The organism is Haladaptatus litoreus, assembly GCF_900156425.1.
GTDB lineage: Archaea > Halobacteriota > Halobacteria > Halobacteriales > Haladaptataceae > Haladaptatus > Haladaptatus litoreus.
The window spans coordinates 175487-189405 of the sequence record NZ_FTNO01000002.1; the positions used below are offsets into that span (position 1 = coordinate 175487).

17 protein-coding genes are annotated in these 13919 nt (G+C 59.8%); 8 read left to right on the forward strand and 9 right to left on the reverse strand.

The annotated features are described in order from the left end of the window. Nucleotide 1: 1 nt before the first annotated feature. From BW974_RS11955 to BW974_RS11965, 3 genes are all read right to left on the reverse strand, one after another. Entirely contained in the window at nt 2-1570 is a 1569-nt protein-coding gene (locus tag BW974_RS11955) for a sodium:solute symporter family transporter (protein ID WP_076430516.1), read from the reverse strand. After that, nucleotides 1570-2148, reverse strand: coding sequence for a hypothetical protein (locus BW974_RS11960; protein ID WP_245800059.1), 579 nt, complete (start codon nt 2146-2148; stop codon nt 1570-1572). The genes BW974_RS11955 and BW974_RS11960 overlap by 1 nt, the downstream gene beginning before the upstream one ends. A 163-nt stretch (nt 2149-2311) precedes the next feature. Further along, nucleotides 2312-2638 (reverse strand): nuclear transport factor 2 family protein, encoded by a 327-nt coding sequence (locus BW974_RS11965; RefSeq protein WP_076430517.1) that lies wholly within the window; start codon nt 2636-2638, stop codon nt 2312-2314. A 293-nt stretch (nt 2639-2931) separates the two neighbouring features. Between BW974_RS11965 and BW974_RS11970 the strand changes: the two genes are divergently transcribed. Next, a complete protein-coding gene (locus BW974_RS11970) occupies nt 2932-3450 on the forward strand; it encodes a DUF367 family protein (protein ID WP_076430518.1) in 519 nt (172 codons plus the stop codon). A gap of 97 nt (nt 3451-3547) precedes the next feature. After that, nucleotides 3548-3697 carry a 50S ribosomal protein L40e gene (locus tag BW974_RS11975; protein ID WP_076430519.1) on the forward strand — a complete coding sequence of 50 codons (150 nt, stop codon included), beginning with the start codon at nt 3548-3550 and terminating at the stop codon, nt 3695-3697. 43 nt (nt 3698-3740) lie between these two features. On the opposite strand, the gene BW974_RS11980 is transcribed toward BW974_RS11975, so the two are convergent. After that, nucleotides 3741-4286 (reverse strand): GNAT family N-acetyltransferase, encoded by a 546-nt coding sequence (locus BW974_RS11980; protein ID WP_076430520.1) that lies wholly within the window; start codon nt 4284-4286, stop codon nt 3741-3743. 421 nt (nt 4287-4707) lie between these two features. Beyond that, entirely contained in the window at nt 4708-5316 is a 609-nt protein-coding gene (locus tag BW974_RS11985; RefSeq protein WP_076430521.1) for an MBL fold metallo-hydrolase, read from the reverse strand. An 81-nt stretch (nt 5317-5397) separates the two neighbouring features. Between BW974_RS11985 and BW974_RS11990 the strand changes: the two genes are divergently transcribed. From BW974_RS11990 to BW974_RS12000, 3 genes are all read left to right on the forward strand, one after another. Further along, nucleotides 5398-5580: a DUF5786 family protein gene (locus tag BW974_RS11990; protein ID WP_049969499.1), complete on the forward strand. Its 183-nt coding sequence runs from the start codon at nt 5398-5400 to the stop codon at nt 5578-5580. Between the two features lies 1 nt (nt 5581). Continuing rightward, a complete protein-coding gene (locus tag BW974_RS11995) occupies nt 5582-6175 on the forward strand; it encodes an endonuclease dU (RefSeq protein ID WP_076430522.1) in 594 nt (197 codons plus the stop codon). Between the two features lie 64 nt (nt 6176-6239). Continuing rightward, nucleotides 6240-6827 (forward strand): uracil-DNA glycosylase, encoded by a 588-nt coding sequence (locus BW974_RS12000; protein ID WP_076430523.1) that lies wholly within the window; start codon nt 6240-6242, stop codon nt 6825-6827. A gap of 1 nt (nt 6828) precedes the next feature. On the opposite strand, the gene BW974_RS12005 is transcribed toward BW974_RS12000, so the two are convergent. From BW974_RS12005 to BW974_RS12015, 3 genes are all read right to left on the reverse strand, one after another. After that, the gene (locus BW974_RS12005; RefSeq protein ID WP_076430524.1) at nt 6829-7272 is read right to left on the reverse strand and encodes a universal stress protein; all 444 of its coding nucleotides are present in this window, start codon (nt 7270-7272) and stop codon (nt 6829-6831) included. A gap of 102 nt (nt 7273-7374) precedes the next feature. Beyond that, a complete protein-coding gene (locus BW974_RS12010; RefSeq protein ID WP_076430525.1) occupies nt 7375-8649 on the reverse strand; it encodes an inorganic phosphate transporter in 1275 nt (424 codons plus the stop codon). Nucleotides 8650-8706: 57 nt separating this feature from the next. Next, nucleotides 8707-10893, reverse strand: a complete 2187-nt coding sequence (locus BW974_RS12015) for an outer membrane protein assembly factor BamB family protein (protein ID WP_076430526.1) — start codon at nt 10891-10893, stop codon at nt 8707-8709. Between the two features lie 167 nt (nt 10894-11060). On the opposite strand from BW974_RS12015, the gene hisH reads away from it, so the two are divergent. Next, on the forward strand, nt 11061-11720 hold the full coding sequence (gene hisH, locus BW974_RS12020) for an imidazole glycerol phosphate synthase subunit HisH (RefSeq protein ID WP_076430527.1): 660 nt from the start codon (nt 11061-11063) through the stop codon (nt 11718-11720). 15 nt (nt 11721-11735) lie between these two features. Here hisH and BW974_RS12025 read toward each other — a convergent pair whose 3' ends face one another. Further along, nucleotides 11736-12080, reverse strand: a complete 345-nt coding sequence (locus tag BW974_RS12025) for a hypothetical protein (RefSeq protein ID WP_076430934.1) — start codon at nt 12078-12080, stop codon at nt 11736-11738. A 326-nt stretch (nt 12081-12406) separates the two neighbouring features. Here BW974_RS12025 and BW974_RS24660 point away from each other — a divergent pair, with 326 nt between their 5' ends. Together BW974_RS24660 and BW974_RS12030 are read left to right on the forward strand one after the other, a co-directional pair. Continuing rightward, nucleotides 12407-12655: a hypothetical protein gene (locus BW974_RS24660; RefSeq protein WP_139328868.1), complete on the forward strand. Its 249-nt coding sequence runs from the start codon at nt 12407-12409 to the stop codon at nt 12653-12655. 148 nt (nt 12656-12803) lie between these two features. Next, nucleotides 12804-13910: a tRNA (guanine(26)-N(2))-dimethyltransferase gene (locus BW974_RS12030; protein WP_076430528.1), complete on the forward strand. Its 1107-nt coding sequence runs from the start codon at nt 12804-12806 to the stop codon at nt 13908-13910. Nucleotides 13911-13919: the final 9 nt, after the last annotated feature.

Genomic DNA, 13919 nt, shown 5'->3' on the forward strand with positions numbered 1-13919 from the left:
GCTATCGTTCGAGCAAAATGGCGATGTCCTCCGGAACCGTCGTCCGTTCCTGCGTCGCTATCGAGACGCCGATGAACAAGGCGATGGTCACCAAGAGCGCGACCGTTCCGACCGGGAACGAACCGGGGAACGGATACAGATTCGTGATTGCAGTGCCGACGCCCGACAGTCCAATCGTGTCGGCAATCGACGGCACCGCGCTGTAGAACAGGTTGACCGTCAACCCGCCGACGAGGGCGGCGATTGCGCCTTCTTTCGTCGCCCCCTTCCAATTCAACCCGAGGCCCGCGATGGCGAAGAACGCCGCCGCGAAGAATCCCCAGCCGATAGTGCCGAGGATGCCGACCAGCGCCTCGGAAAAGTAGACGATAAGCGTCGAGGCAATCGTCAAACCGGCGAGCGCGGCCTGTGTCACTCGAAGTTCGGTTTTATCGTCGCTGATGGGTCGGCCGAGCGCCCGCGGAATGTCGCGGGAAACCGCCGCCGCACCGATGTTCAGGAACGAGTCGCTGGTGCTCATGATGGCCGCGAGCAGTGCCGCGAGAATGAGCCCAGCCACGATGCCGGGAGTGTGTTGGAGAACGAAAATCGGGCCGACGCTGGCCGGGTCCTGTGGCGCGGCGGTCTGTCCCGCTTCGACCATCGCGCGCATCGACAGGCCGGTGGAGAACGCGAGCAGACTGGAAATCGCGTAGGTCACCGCGGCGATTGGTGCACCCCAGCGGAGGATTTTGAGATTCCGACTCATGTAGAACTTCGTGATGAGGTGTGGCTGTCCCGCCGCACCGACCGAAAACAGAATCCACCAACCGAGTGCCGTGAAGATGGTCGCACCCGCCGCACCCATCGCGCCGAACGGCGAGATGAACGCCGGGTCGGCGGAGGCGAGGTTTTGCGAAATCGACTGCATTCCGCCACCGAACGAGAGCGCGTAGGAGAAGACGAACACCGACCCGACAATCATCGTGATTGCCTGCACGAAGTCAGTCCAGACGCCAGCAATCATGCCGCCTAGGACACTGTACAGGAGCAGGATGAGCGCGCCGATGACCAGTCCCCACAGCACTGGCAAACCGAAAATCGCCCGCATGACGTACTGAAGCGCGGCGAGATTCGTCGCCAGATACGCCATCACGCCGACGATGACCGCGACTGCGGTCAGGCCGCGAACCCACGCGCTCTCGTATCTGACGTACATTCCGTCCGCGAGCGTCATCACGTCGCGGATGTCTGCCAGCAGGCGCATCCGTTTGGCCAGCAGAACCCACGTCACGACGAATCCGAGCGGGGCGGTGAAGAAAATCCACAGCGCAGTCGTCCCGAACGAGTAGACGAGTTCGGGACCGCCGACGAAGCCGAATCCGGACTGAATGACCGAAAACGCGGTCAAAGCAAGCACCCACGTTCCGATGCTCTTTCCGGTGATGAGGAAGTCCTCGGTACTCTCGGTTTGGAGGTAGCCCCAGACGCCGATGCCGAGCACCATCAGCAGATAGAGTCCGCCGAAAAGTAGGACGTAGGGACTGTCCGTAACCGGAATTTCCTGTAGCGGAATCAACGGTAGCGTCATCACTGGTCACCTCCGGTTGCCTGCGGCGATTCGTCGCCAGTCGTTGCAGACTCTCCGGAACTGCTTGCGTCGTCAGCACTCTTCGAACGTCCGGCAGCGCCGGACGTTCCTACCTCGCCGGACGTTCCTGCACCGTCAGCCTCGGCCGGGGCCGCGGAAAGGGGGAACCGTTTTCGTCGTTGCACCTGCCGCACGTCGGTCATAATGTCATCGACCACGTCGTCGCTTCCGATTTTCGGGAAGGCAAAGGCGTAGTAAAATGCGCCGAGAATTGGCAACAGCCAGAGGAACCCGAAGTACGCCAGCGTCGGAATCGGAAGGCCGAGAACGTACGTGTACTCGGTGACGCTCGGATTCCACTGCAACCAGATAATCGTAAATCCGATTGTGAAAACCGCCCCCAATCCGAGCAGGAGGGGGGAGTACGGTGCGAGATTGAGTTCGCCATCGTTTCGCTCGATGGAAGCAACGCCGAAGTTCGCGACGATGAACAACGCCGCAAGGTAAGAAAAGACGCGATACAACCCGGTTGCCGCGGCGACCAGCAGCGCGACAGCCAGCACGGCTATCGTGCCCATGACTCTGTTCCGCGCGCCCCGTGTCTGTGTTCGTGAAGACGCCATCTTGTATGGAACAAGGTAGCAAATGGCGAAAAAGAACGGGTTGATATGTAAACAACGGCCGTCGAACTGGGATTTTTGCAGTTCCGTTGCCGCATCCTTTCAGCGAAAGAACCGCCTCTCACCGAGTTCGAGTTCGAATTTTCGCAATTCGGCCGTCCGCAATCGAAAACTCGTCTTCGAACGCGAACAGTTGCTCGCCGTCGGAATCGAGCAGACGACCTTCGACCACCGCTTTCGCGCCGTTTTCCGCAACCTCGGAAATCTCGTGCGTCGTCTGCTTGTTCGGCCGGTCGTCGCGCATGAAGGTAACGAGGGTTTCCCGGCCTTCGATGGTTCTGTCCGGGCGCTCGTGAACCACGTCCGGCGTGAGCAGTCCCTCGAACGTCTCGTAGTCGTGCGCGTCGATGGCGTCGTAGTAGCCGCGAACGACCACCTCAGAGTTCATACGCGGGAGAACGCGGACCGGCCTCTTTAGCGTCCCGGCACCGGAACGAATCGGAACGAAACAAAGGGACTATAGAGCAGTATTGAGCGGTCAATTGCGGGCAATAGCTGTCATATAAACGTCTATACAGTCATCATCGAAATCCATGCCTGCCGGGAACCCCCGGCCGATCAGTACTCAAGAGAACGTCTGTTTCCATACCATCCCGGCAATCTGCCGGGGCGCTCATCTCCCACGCTATCCAGTGATTTCTATCGCGCTTTTTTTCAGCGACCCGCGCTAAGCGTTCGCCAGTGAAACTCCACGTCCGGTACGAGGGTGACGACGACCCGAAAAAATGCACGGCCCGGAAACTCGCGCGATTCGACCTCACGGACCTGCATCGCTCGACGGGGGCGACGCCCTACGGAATCGTGCTCAATCCGCACGCGGAGCAAGCGCTTTCGCCAGCGGACAGAGAGGAAAGCGGGAATCTCGTCGCACTCGACTGTTCGTGGGAGAGCGCCGGGAAAGCCCTGTTCGAGATGCCCGGCGTCCATCGCGCACTCCCGTTTCTCGTCGCGGCGAACCCCGTCAACTACGGCAGGCCGTTCCAGTTGAACACCGTAGAGGCGTTTGCGGCGGGCCTGTGTATCCTCGGCGAACGAGAACACGCAGAAAAAATCCTCTCGAAATTCAACTGGGGGCAGACGTTCCTCGAACTGAACGACGAACCACTTCGCCGGTACGCAGAGTGTGAAAATTCGAGCGAGGTAGTAGCAGTGCAACAGGAGTATCTGGACGCAGGCGAATCGGACGGTTCCGACGAGTGACGGACGGAAAACCATTCACGCTCACGGCAAAACAACCACTATCCAGCCTCACGGCAACTCAAAAACGTTTAAACGCGCGCGGAAGAAAACGCTCCGTATGGCCAGTTTCGACGCCGCGGAAAAACGAACGCTCGAAAAGATGATCTGCATGCGCTGTAACGCCCGCAACCCACAGCGAGCACAGCAGTGCCGAAAATGCGGCTACGGGAAACTCCGCCCGAAAAGCAAAGAGCCACGGAGCGCATAAGCCGACTTCCGTTTTTTAGCGGACAGCGACCGAGAAGCGACGGCTACGTCTCCATCTCTCGGTCGAACCATTCCTCTTCGAGAATCGCGTAGAACTCGACATCGACGTAGTCGCCGTCTAAAAACTCCGCTTCGACGTGCGTGCCTTCGTGTCGGAAGCCGAGTTTCTCCCAGATTCGCGCCGACCCGATGTTACCCGAGAAGACGCGGGCCATGATGCGGTGGTGGCGACGTTCGCGGAAGCCGTAGTCGGTGATGAGCCGACTGGCTTCGGTACCGTAGCCTTCGCCCCAGAACTCCTCGGCGAGGAGGATGCCGATTTCGCCGTTGACGCCTGTCGAGTCCTTCGGGTGGAGTCCAACGGTTCCCATCGGCTCTTTGTCCCGGCAGATGAGGAGGTGGGTGTGGTCGTCGTCCGAACATCGCTCTTCGTACCACTCCTGTTCTTGGTGGCCGTTGATGGGTGACCGACTGCCGAGATACTGACGAACCCCGGGGTCGTTGATGGTCGTTTGGAGAAAGTCAAGGTCGTCTTTCTCGATGGTTCTGAGGTCGATTCGGTCGCCGGAGAGAAAAACTGGGCCGGGCATATCCGAGACTCATGTTGACTGACTAGAAAAACGTTCGTGAGCAATGATAACAATCGTGTGGAGTGGAGTACGTTAATCGAGAGGTCGACCCAGACACAGTGAATGCTGTACTGCTGGGCGCAGGTCACGACGTTCGTGAAAGTGGATTTCGTGAGGTGTCGTTTGCAAATCTCGACTCACTCGCTCCCCCGCCAAATCCGTCGAGTGATTGCGTGGGTTTCCACAGATTTCGGCAGAACGAGTTCTCACAAAAAACGGCAAGTTGACTTTGGATTGGGCGGGCAGGCCAGCGGCCTGCCCGCCCCGCAGTCGGGCGTGGCTTGCGCCTAGCATCAGCAATCACAGCGGTTCGAACGAGGGTAACGGTAGTAACAGATAGGTGAACACCAAACCTAACCAATCGTCAGAAAGTTCGTCGGCGCTATTCGGGATATTTCGGTTCTCGCTTCTCGGCCCGCTCTAACGCGGTTTCGATAACGTCGCGCACGTCGCCGTGGAACTCGCCACCGTGTCCGGCGTACATGTGTTCGACCGAATCGGGCATTCGGTCGAGGATTTCGCGGATGCTCTCGATGAGTTCTTCGCGGGATTGCCCAGGCATGTCGGTGCGTCCGAAACTACCGTAGTCGAAGGCTCCGTCGTCGTGAACGACGACGTCGCCGCTGAAGATGGTCGAATCGCTGACGAAGGCGAGATGGTCGTCCGCGTGGCCGGGCGTGTGGATGGCCTCGAACTCTTCGTCGCCGATTGTGACTGTGTCGCCGTCTTCGATGGCAGTGTTCCTGCGGGGATGGTCGTCGTAGGCGGCGAGTTCCGAATCAAACGAATCCAGTACGGAATCGAGTTGTTCGACGTGGTCGCCGTGTTGGTGGGTCAGAACGACTGCATCGAGCGAATCCGTGTGCTCACGAATCACGTCCACCACGCCGTCCATCGCGCCAGCATCGACGAGGACGGGGCGGTCGCCGAGGACGAGATAGGCGTTGCAGGTGAACGTCTCGGCATCGGCAGTGACGTTTACGACTTGCATATCGAGGTGTTTCCCGTCATCTACCAAAACTCTGACGGGCGGCGAGCCACTTTAGTGAGAGAAGAACATAATTATGAGTGCATGGGCTTTGGGAGCTACGACGAATCCGAACAAGAAAACCGAGAGTATAGTGCCGATTTGGACGACGACAGCGGCGTCAACACGTCCGAACACGACCACGAGGGGAGCGTCAGCTTCGAAATCGGCGCATCGAACGACGAACTACTGAATCGTCTCTCGGACATCAAAGACGGCGACGAGTAGCGTGAAACCCGGCGTCAGAGCGCTTGGCGTCGCGGAGTCGTACCACGCAAACGCGAGCGATGGAGACGGCGGAGACGGCGAAACGACCAGCACGCTCGCAGGCGTGGTAACCCGCGCGAACCGAGTCGCAGACGGCTTCGTTTTTGGAACCTGTACGGTCGGCGGAACGGACGTGAGCGACGCGATTATCGACCTCGGCGAGCGTCTCGACCGTGAGGACGTGCGCTACGTTTTCGTGGCCGGAATCGCGCTTTCGTGGTACAATATCGTGGATATGCACCGTATCGCTGACGCGCTCTCCCGCCCGATTGTTTCGGTCACGTTCGAAGAAAGCGACGGATTGGAAACCGGCCTCGAAACCGAATTTTCCGGCGAGGCGCTCGAACGGCGGCAGGAAACTTACCGCAGACAGCCACCCCGGCACGAACTCGCGGTCAACGACCAAACCGTCTTCATCCGGAACGTCGGAATTGACGGGGACGAAGCCCGCGACGTGGTTCGGGCGTTCACGCCGGAAGGTGGTCGTCCGGAACCGCTCCGGGTTGCGCGACTGGCGGCCCGCGCGGGGGACGAGTGGCAGAGGATGGAACGATAAGGCAGGGAAAGCAGCAGAACCACAGGCCGCGGGGACTTAATACATCCCGCTCGTTTTTCCGCACATGGGTACGATGGAGGGACTGGAAGTCACCGACTGCGAGCAGTGTCCGGCGCTCGTGGACTGTCGAAGCCAAATCGTCAACGGAACCGGGCCGGAGGACGCAGCCCTCCTGTTCGTCGGGGAAGGGCCGGGCGCGAACGAGGACGAGCAAGGCGAACCGTTCGTCGGACGGAGCGGTTCCGTGCTGGACGACAAACTCCGCGATGCGGGACTTTCGCGCATGGACGTTCGAATCACGAACTGCGTGCGCTGTCGGCCGCCCGAAAACCGCGACCCGACGAAAGAGGAACTGAGTAACTGCCGAGAGCATCTGGAGCGCGAAATCGAACTGGTGAATCCCGACGTTATCGTCACGCTCGGCAAGGTTCCGAGCCAACACCTCCTCGACAGAAACGTGGCGGTGACGAGCGAAGCGGGAAGTATCGCCAACGCCGAACTCGGCGGAGAAATCCGAGACGTGCTGATTTGCGTTCACCCCGCGGCGACGCTGTACGACCGCAGTCAGGAATCGACGTTCGAGAGCGCAATCGAAAAGGCTGCCACCATGGCGGGGTCGAGCGGCGGCCAGTCGAGTCTCGGCGAGTTTTGAACTATTTTACTATCGTCACGGTCATCGGCGCGCGATGGGCCACTTTCTCGGCGACGGAACCAAGAAAGACGTTCGAGAGGTCTTCTTTTCCGTGCGTTCCTATCATGATGTGGTCTACGTCGTGTTTGGTTGCGTGTTTCACTATCTGTCGCGCCGGTTGCCCCAACGCGACGACGCTTTCGAACGGCACGTCGTCCGCTTTCTCGCGCAGCTCCTCGTGCAATTGCTTCGCGTTGTCCCACTCCTTCTGATACCATTCCTGCGAATACGCGGGCATCCCGGCTTTTCCCAGCGGCGATTTGTATCCCGGCGACAGCGGGTCGATGTCGAACGGATTGACGACAGTGAGAACCGTAATTTCGACCTCGTGCTGGGTCAATGCGTAGTCCAGCGCCGCCTTCGATGCCGGTGAGCCATCTATCGGAACGAGAACGTGCTCCCCCATGCACGAGGACACGACTGTAACGGAGTAAAGAGATTTTCTCTGGTTGCGACACGAATCGGAGTGAACGCTGAACCGCGATTTGCGATGGCTTGGCTCGCCAGTTCACCCGGTTCCTAACACGAACTCGAACAGGAGGTACGATCCAACCGCCGAAATCGTAGGCGAGAGGACCCAGAGGACGACGATTCGACTCGTCGCCGCCGGGTCGAACAGGCTCTCGGCCGCCAGTTCCTCGATGCTCTCTTCACCGATTGGCGGGACCTCCGGCGTCTCGCCGCCGTCACGCGATTTTTGTGGAGTCGGGACTTCCCCCTCCGCGACTTCGCCAATTGTCGGACCGGGGGGCACTTCGGCATCGCTCGTTTCGGCGATGAGGGCACCCGCCGAGAGGTCAACGTCGGGTGCAGGTTCCGGCTGTATCGCGGATTCCGCCACGTCAGTGAGAGCCACGGCGCGGCTGGCGCGCCCCCATCCGAGTCCGATGATGCACGAGGTCGTGCTGACCGCGAGACTGGCCGGAATCCCGAGTCGGGAGAGAACCGTGATGATGGTCGCTCCGATTATCGAGACGATGAGCGCCGCCAAAATCGGCAGGTCGGTGATTCCCTCGCCAATCGTGTCGAGCGTTCGGCGGGCGATAGTCAATCCCCCAAGACCGATGGAACCGATAGCGAGCAAAATCCCCTGTTCGATGGTAATCGAGCCGTCCCCGACTAGTGGGGCCACGGCGTTGGCCGCATTCGATGCACCCGCGCTGAAGCCCATGTAGCAGGCGATGACGAGCACCAAAATCGCCCCTGTTACGTCGCGTTTTCCGACGGCCGTGTTGAGTGCCGGTCGCGGAATCGAAGCCGAGCGGTCGAGTCGAAACAGTCCCCCCTCGATTCTGGAGAAGGAAAATCGAGCGTCCAAATACGGGTAGATGTAGCGACCGATGAGAAAACCAACCCAGAACGCCGCCAGCGGGGCGACGATCCACGCCGAAACGATGGTGAACATGAGCGACTCGTTCAGCGAATCCGTCGCCAATCCGAGGCCGACGATTGCCCCGACTGCGGTCATGGATGTCGATGCTGGCACGCCGTACAGATTTGAGATGAGGAGCGCGAATCCAGCGAAAAACAGCACGACGACGCTCGTTTCGAGCGTAAACTGACTCGCCGGAACGATGCCGTCGCTCATGGTTTCGATGACGTTTCTGCCGACCGTCCAGCCGCCCCAGAGTGCAAAGGATGTGAACAACACTCCCGCACCGACTTTCCCAATGATTCGGCTTCCGACCGCGGGGCCGAACGCGACGCCCGTCGATGACCCACCGATGTTATAGCCGACGAAGACGGCAACTAACAATCCGACTATCAGTAGCGCAGTGACCACACAGAGTTCCCCCAACAGTACGACGGCGTGGAGATATTTCGTTCTTTCTCGTCCGACTCAAGCGCGGAACGTCGCCCAGCGCAACATGTCGTCGAATTTCACAACCGATTGATACCGGTCGTCCGGGTCGGATGCCATCGCCGTCGAAAGCACGTCGGCTATATCCGGGGAGAGGGAGGTGTAGTCCTGCGGAGAGGGAGAATCATCCGCAGTCGGCGGCGATGCGCCCGCAGGCGCATCGCCAGTGAGGGCGAAATGAGCAATCGCACCGAGGCGATACACGTCGGTTCGTTCGTCCGCCGCCTCGCCCGCGACCTGTTCCGGCGCGTCGTATGGCGAGGAATCACGATGGTCTGCGAGGACTCTGGCGAGTTTCCAGTCGCTCACGCCACCTCGCCCGTCACTATCGAGCAGAATCGTTTCAGGCGTCAGGCCGCCGTGAATCAGTCCGTCACCGTGTGCCCTGTGAACGGTCATGTTCGCGTCCGAAAGGGCTTTGATTCGCTCCCCTGTGGGTCGCTCGCCGTCGGCGAGCGACCCGCCCTCGTACTCGGGGAGTTCGGCCCAGTCGTCCCCGAAATCGAGGACGGGAACGACACCTTTGCGGTCGCTCAGGTCGGCCCACTGTTCGACTGCCGATTGGAACTCCCCGGCGAGGGTCGAGTCGGTCAGGTGCTTTTCGACGACGACGCGAGGGCCGTCGTCGCTTCGTTTTCTGACCCGGAACGTTTCGGTGAACTCGTCGCTGGCGATGCGTTCCAGACGACCGTACTCCGGTTCTGGTTCCGGCGCTGGTTCCGAGGCAGGTTGGGATTCGGAATCCAGTTCGGGTTTTGCCGTGCCATCCGGCGATTCCGGTTCCGCGTTCATCCGACGATACGCGACGAACACGCCGCTTCCGAGGAGGATGCTGGACAGGGCGATACCGACCCCGGAGGTGAAAAAGTGGGTCGTCTCGTCCACGAGTATTTCGGGAATCGACTGGGGCAAGTCGAAACCGTACAGCGACCCTTGCGTTCCGAGGAGGACGGCATCCTCCGAGACAGTTATCATCGTCATCTCCTCGTCTGGTTGGAACGACCATTCGACAGTGCCGTCCTCTGTCGAGAGCGCGCGCAGTTTGCTCCCGTGAACGACGTAGAAAGTGCCATCGGCGATGTCTCCCCACGACAGGCGATAGTCGTCTTCTTCGGACAGTTCGAACGTCCATCGCTCGGAACCGTCGAAGTTCACCGCGACGATTGTCTGATCGACTATCGAGAACACCGCTCCATCGGCCACGACGACGGAGCGTCCTCGCTCCCGTCTATTCGTTTCGTCGTACTCCCAGCGTATCGTTCCGTCGCCGACGGAAACTGCAGATAGGGAGTCACCCCAGAAATACACCGTGTCTCCGTGAAGCACCGGTTCCGAATAGTTCGAGTTGTCGAGGGAGGCCGTCCACTGCACAGCGCCGTCTTCGGGTTCGAGAAAAACCGCCGTGGAACCGCTTCGACAGAGAATGCCCTTTTCGGTGGCTACCTGCAATCGGAGTGGATTTCTATCGACGTCGATGGCATCCGCCCCCTCGACGTTTTGCCCATTCCGATGCCATTGTTCTTTCCCGTCGTCGTCCGAAAGTGCGTACACACCGTCCCTCGTAGATATATAAATCAGACTGCCGAGGTGAGAAACCATATAGACCTCTCCGATTTCGGCGTCCGACTGCCATACTTCCGACCCGAAGTCGATGTCGATTGCCTCGATTCCGCGATTTCCTGCGACGTAAATACTGTCACCCTCGGCTGTCAGTTGGCGCGGATACTCATGGACAGGGTGTCGCCACTGTTCGGAACCATTTTTCGAATCGAACGCGCGCAGTTCGTAGTTTTGCCGTCTCTCGCCATCGCCGGTCGTGGTGGTGACGAAGACGGTGCCGTCCTCGACGGCCATATTGGCGAACGACGGAAACGTTTCCGTCCACAACGTCGTTCTGTTCGCTTGATCGATTGCATAGAGAGTGATTTCGTACTGATTCCTCCCATCCGACTCGGAAGTACCGAGAACGTATGCAACGCCATCTGCCGTTTCGAACGGATAGTACGCATCAATGTCGGACTTCGAAAACGTCCAATCAGGTTCCTGTTGGGTTTCCTCCGACGTAGTGGTGGTAGTCTGTGCGTGCCCGACTGCGGCGGACATGCCGACGGTTCCGGACGCCGTGAGAAACCCGCGTCTGGAGAGCGAGGAGGGCGAGGGGTTCATATCAGTAGCTAACGAGTCGAGTTATTTATAGTTGAAGATGTGGGGAAACTGGAACATCAACGAAGGGGATAGAAGGAAACGTCACCCCCGAACCAAAATAAACAGATACGTCGGGAGAATTGGGGTGAACGCAAAACCGTTTGTGCACCGAGTCACTACCGACCGGTATGGAACAAGCAGAACGCATGCGAGAACAAACCGCCTCCGTCGTGGTCGTGGATTACGGACTCGGTAACCTCCGGAGCGCCGTCAGCGGCCTCGAACGCGCCGGGGCGGACGTCGAAATCTCCGACGACCCCGCCACCTTTGAGGAAGCAGACGGAATCGTCCTGCCGGGCGTCGGCGCGTTCCGCGAAGGCGTCGAAAACGCCGGGCCGTACCGTGACGCGCTGGTAGAGGCCGCGGAAAACGGAACCCCGGTGTTCGGTATCTGCCTCGGCATGCAGATGCTGTTGACGACGAGCGAGGAGGCAGAGCGCGCCGGAGAGGGTGAAGTCACCGGACTGGACTTCGTCCCAGGAACGAACGTCCGGTTCGGCGAGGGACAGAAAGTTCCGCACATGGGCTGGAACGAACTGTCGGTGGAGCGCGACCACCCAATTGCGGCAGGCATCGATGGAGAGTACGCCTACTTCGTCCACTCCTACTACGCCGTTCCCGAGGACGAGAACGCGGTTGTGGCAGAAACCGACTACGGCACTCGGTTCCCCAGCATCGTCGCCAACGAATCGGGAACCGTGTTCGGAACGCAGTTCCACCCCGAAAAGAGCGGCGAGACGGGGCTTCGCATCCTCCAAAACTTCGTGGACATTTGCACCGAAGAGTAGCCGAGAAAGCCGAGTTTACAGAAATTCCCGAACGTCCGAATACCACATGTCGTGCTCGTCCATCGCGTCGATTCGCCGGGCGATTTTCGCGGCGAGGACGTGCCAGCACAGTTCCGTCGGGTCGTCCGAGTCTAAGTTGTATTCGCTATCCCGACAGGTACACCCACCCTCTACGATGTACTCGTCCTCGAATCCGACGACGACCACGAAATCGCGGTACCGTTTCACCCGTTTTTCGGACACCGCCTCGATTGCCTGCATTCCCCGGTCGTCGTGCAGTTTGAGGATTCGATTCACTATTTCCGGCGTCAGCGATTCCACGTCGTCGAGGTCTGCTTGCCACTGTTGGACGGGATTCATAGCTTCCCCTCCGTGGACAATTTCGGACGACGGGACGAATGGGACACCGGACGCACGGGTGGCCGGTTCGGACGGACGAAATAAACCCATTCCGATAGCAGGTAGATGGTCAGAAACAGGAAAGTGGTTGGATTTTCAGGAGGACTTGAGCATTGATTGTGATGATGTGACGAGCGCAGAAGTCACGGCTGTAGGTCACGCCTGCGAAAGACTCCGCCTTTCGCGGCACCTGAAAACCGACGGTTTTCCGTGACTCGCAAACGCTTCGCGTTTGCTCACCCGAGGAAATCTCTGATTTCCCCCGGCCCTCGCTTGTCGCTCGCTCCTTGCAGTCGCTTACTCCTCGCTTCGCCGTTGCCGCTAGGAAAGCAGGGCCGGGCGCGCTCGCGCGCCCGGCCCAACCCAAATTCGACCAGCCGTCTTTTCGGAAACTCGTCTTTCGATACCTGTGGATTGCGAACCAGTCATTTGAGGGCCGAGTGCAGGGCACTCGGCCCTCCGCCGGCCTGGCGGATACGGGCGAACGAGAAACGAGCGACTGCAAGGAGCGAGTGACGAGTGAGGGCGATTTGTAGTCGTGATTTGAAAACGATATTACTCCACTAAAACCATGTCCAATCTGCACTGCCCCACCAAAATCAATGCTGACAGCGACAGTCGTTCAAAATCCTCGTCGCAGTCGAACTCGCTGGGCTTTTCGGCACGGAACGCAGAATCCACGTCATGAACGTCCGCGAAGGAGGAGTCGAGGTGGTCGTCCCGGAACAGGACGGGGACAGCATCACTGACGACGTGTTTTTCAACCCGGTACAGGAGTTGAACCGCGACCTGACCGTCGCTGTCCTGCGAACCTACCGCGACCGAGAACCGCGGGCCGAGAGCTATCTCGACGCCATGGCAGCCTCGGGAATCCGCGGGGTTCGGGCCGCCGAAAACGACTGGGACGTGACTTGCGCCGACATCGACCCGGATGCAGTGGAACTCTGCCGCGAGAACTTCGAACGAAACGACCTGCCGGGCGAAGTCGTCCACCGGAACGCCAACGCGCTCATGCACGAGTCGGTGTTCGACATCGTCGACATCGACCCCTTTGGAACCCCGATTCCCTTCGCGGACGCCGCGTTCGCCAACACCCGCGACCTCGTCTGCGTGACGGCGACGGATACGGCACCCCTCTGCGGCGCGCACTTCCACAGCGGCGTCAGAAAGTACAGCGCGATTCCACGGAACACCGACTACCACGCCGAAGTCGGCGTTCGAATCCTCCTTTCCGCGCTCGCCCGAACCGCCGCGCGCTACGATACGGGCGTCAGACCGATTCTGACTCACGCGACGAGCCACTACGTCCGGACGTATCTCGAACTCGACCACCGCGCGACGGACGCGAACAGTTCGGTTGACGAACTCGGCCATATCTACCACTGCGAGGACTGCCTCCACCGCGAGCACGAGCACGGTCTGATTGCGAATCCGCCCGAAACCTGCCCGGCCTGCGAGGGCAACCGCGTTTTGACTGCTGGCCCGGTTTGGCTCGGCGCGACCCACGACGCGGACTTCGTCGCGGACGTGCGTGAAAACGTGACGGAAGAGATGGGAAGTGCCAAAAAGGCGACCAAGCTTCTCGACGCACTCGAAGGGGAGTTGCACGAACCGACTCACTACGACCAACACCGCCTCTGCAAGGAGTGGACGCGCTCCGCCTCCGGCATGGACGAGTTTTTGGAGCGACTCCATGACGCGGGCCACGAGGCCTCCCGCGCACACTACGGTGGCACGACGTTCAAGACCCCCGCCAGCGTCGAGGAAATCCGAATCGCGACCGAGACGTAGCGAAATTAT

Bases quoted from the DNA above. Each gene is read 5' to 3' on its own strand.
- BW974_RS11955 (WP_076430516.1), bottom strand. From the start codon at position 1,570: ATGACGCTACCGTTGATTCCGCTACAGGAAATTCCGGTTACGGACAGT.
- BW974_RS11960 (WP_245800059.1), bottom strand. From the start codon at position 2,148: ATGGGCACGATAGCCGTGCTGGCTGTCGCGCTGCTGGTCGCCGCGGCA.
- BW974_RS11965 (WP_076430517.1), bottom strand. From the start codon at position 2,638: ATGAACTCTGAGGTGGTCGTTCGCGGCTACTACGACGCCATCGACGCG.
- BW974_RS11975 (WP_076430519.1), top strand. From the start codon at position 3,548: ATGGCCAGTTTCGACGCCGCGGAAAAACGAACGCTCGAAAAGATGATC.
- BW974_RS11980 (WP_076430520.1), bottom strand. From the start codon at position 4,286: ATGCCCGGCCCAGTTTTTCTCTCCGGCGACCGAATCGACCTCAGAACC.
- BW974_RS11985 (WP_076430521.1), bottom strand. From the start codon at position 5,316: ATGCAAGTCGTAAACGTCACTGCCGATGCCGAGACGTTCACCTGCAAC.
- BW974_RS11990 (WP_049969499.1), top strand. From the start codon at position 5,398: ATGGGCTTTGGGAGCTACGACGAATCCGAACAAGAAAACCGAGAGTAT.
- BW974_RS12000 (WP_076430523.1), top strand. From the start codon at position 6,240: ATGGGTACGATGGAGGGACTGGAAGTCACCGACTGCGAGCAGTGTCCG.
- BW974_RS12005 (WP_076430524.1), bottom strand. From the start codon at position 7,272: ATGGGGGAGCACGTTCTCGTTCCGATAGATGGCTCACCGGCATCGAAG.
- BW974_RS12015 (WP_076430526.1), bottom strand. From the start codon at position 10,893: ATGAACCCCTCGCCCTCCTCGCTCTCCAGACGCGGGTTTCTCACGGCG.
- hisH (WP_076430527.1), top strand. From the start codon at position 11,061: ATGGAACAAGCAGAACGCATGCGAGAACAAACCGCCTCCGTCGTGGTC.
- BW974_RS12025 (WP_076430934.1), bottom strand. From the start codon at position 12,080: ATGAATCCCGTCCAACAGTGGCAAGCAGACCTCGACGACGTGGAATCG.
- BW974_RS12030 (WP_076430528.1), top strand. From the start codon at position 12,804: ATGAACGTCCGCGAAGGAGGAGTCGAGGTGGTCGTCCCGGAACAGGAC.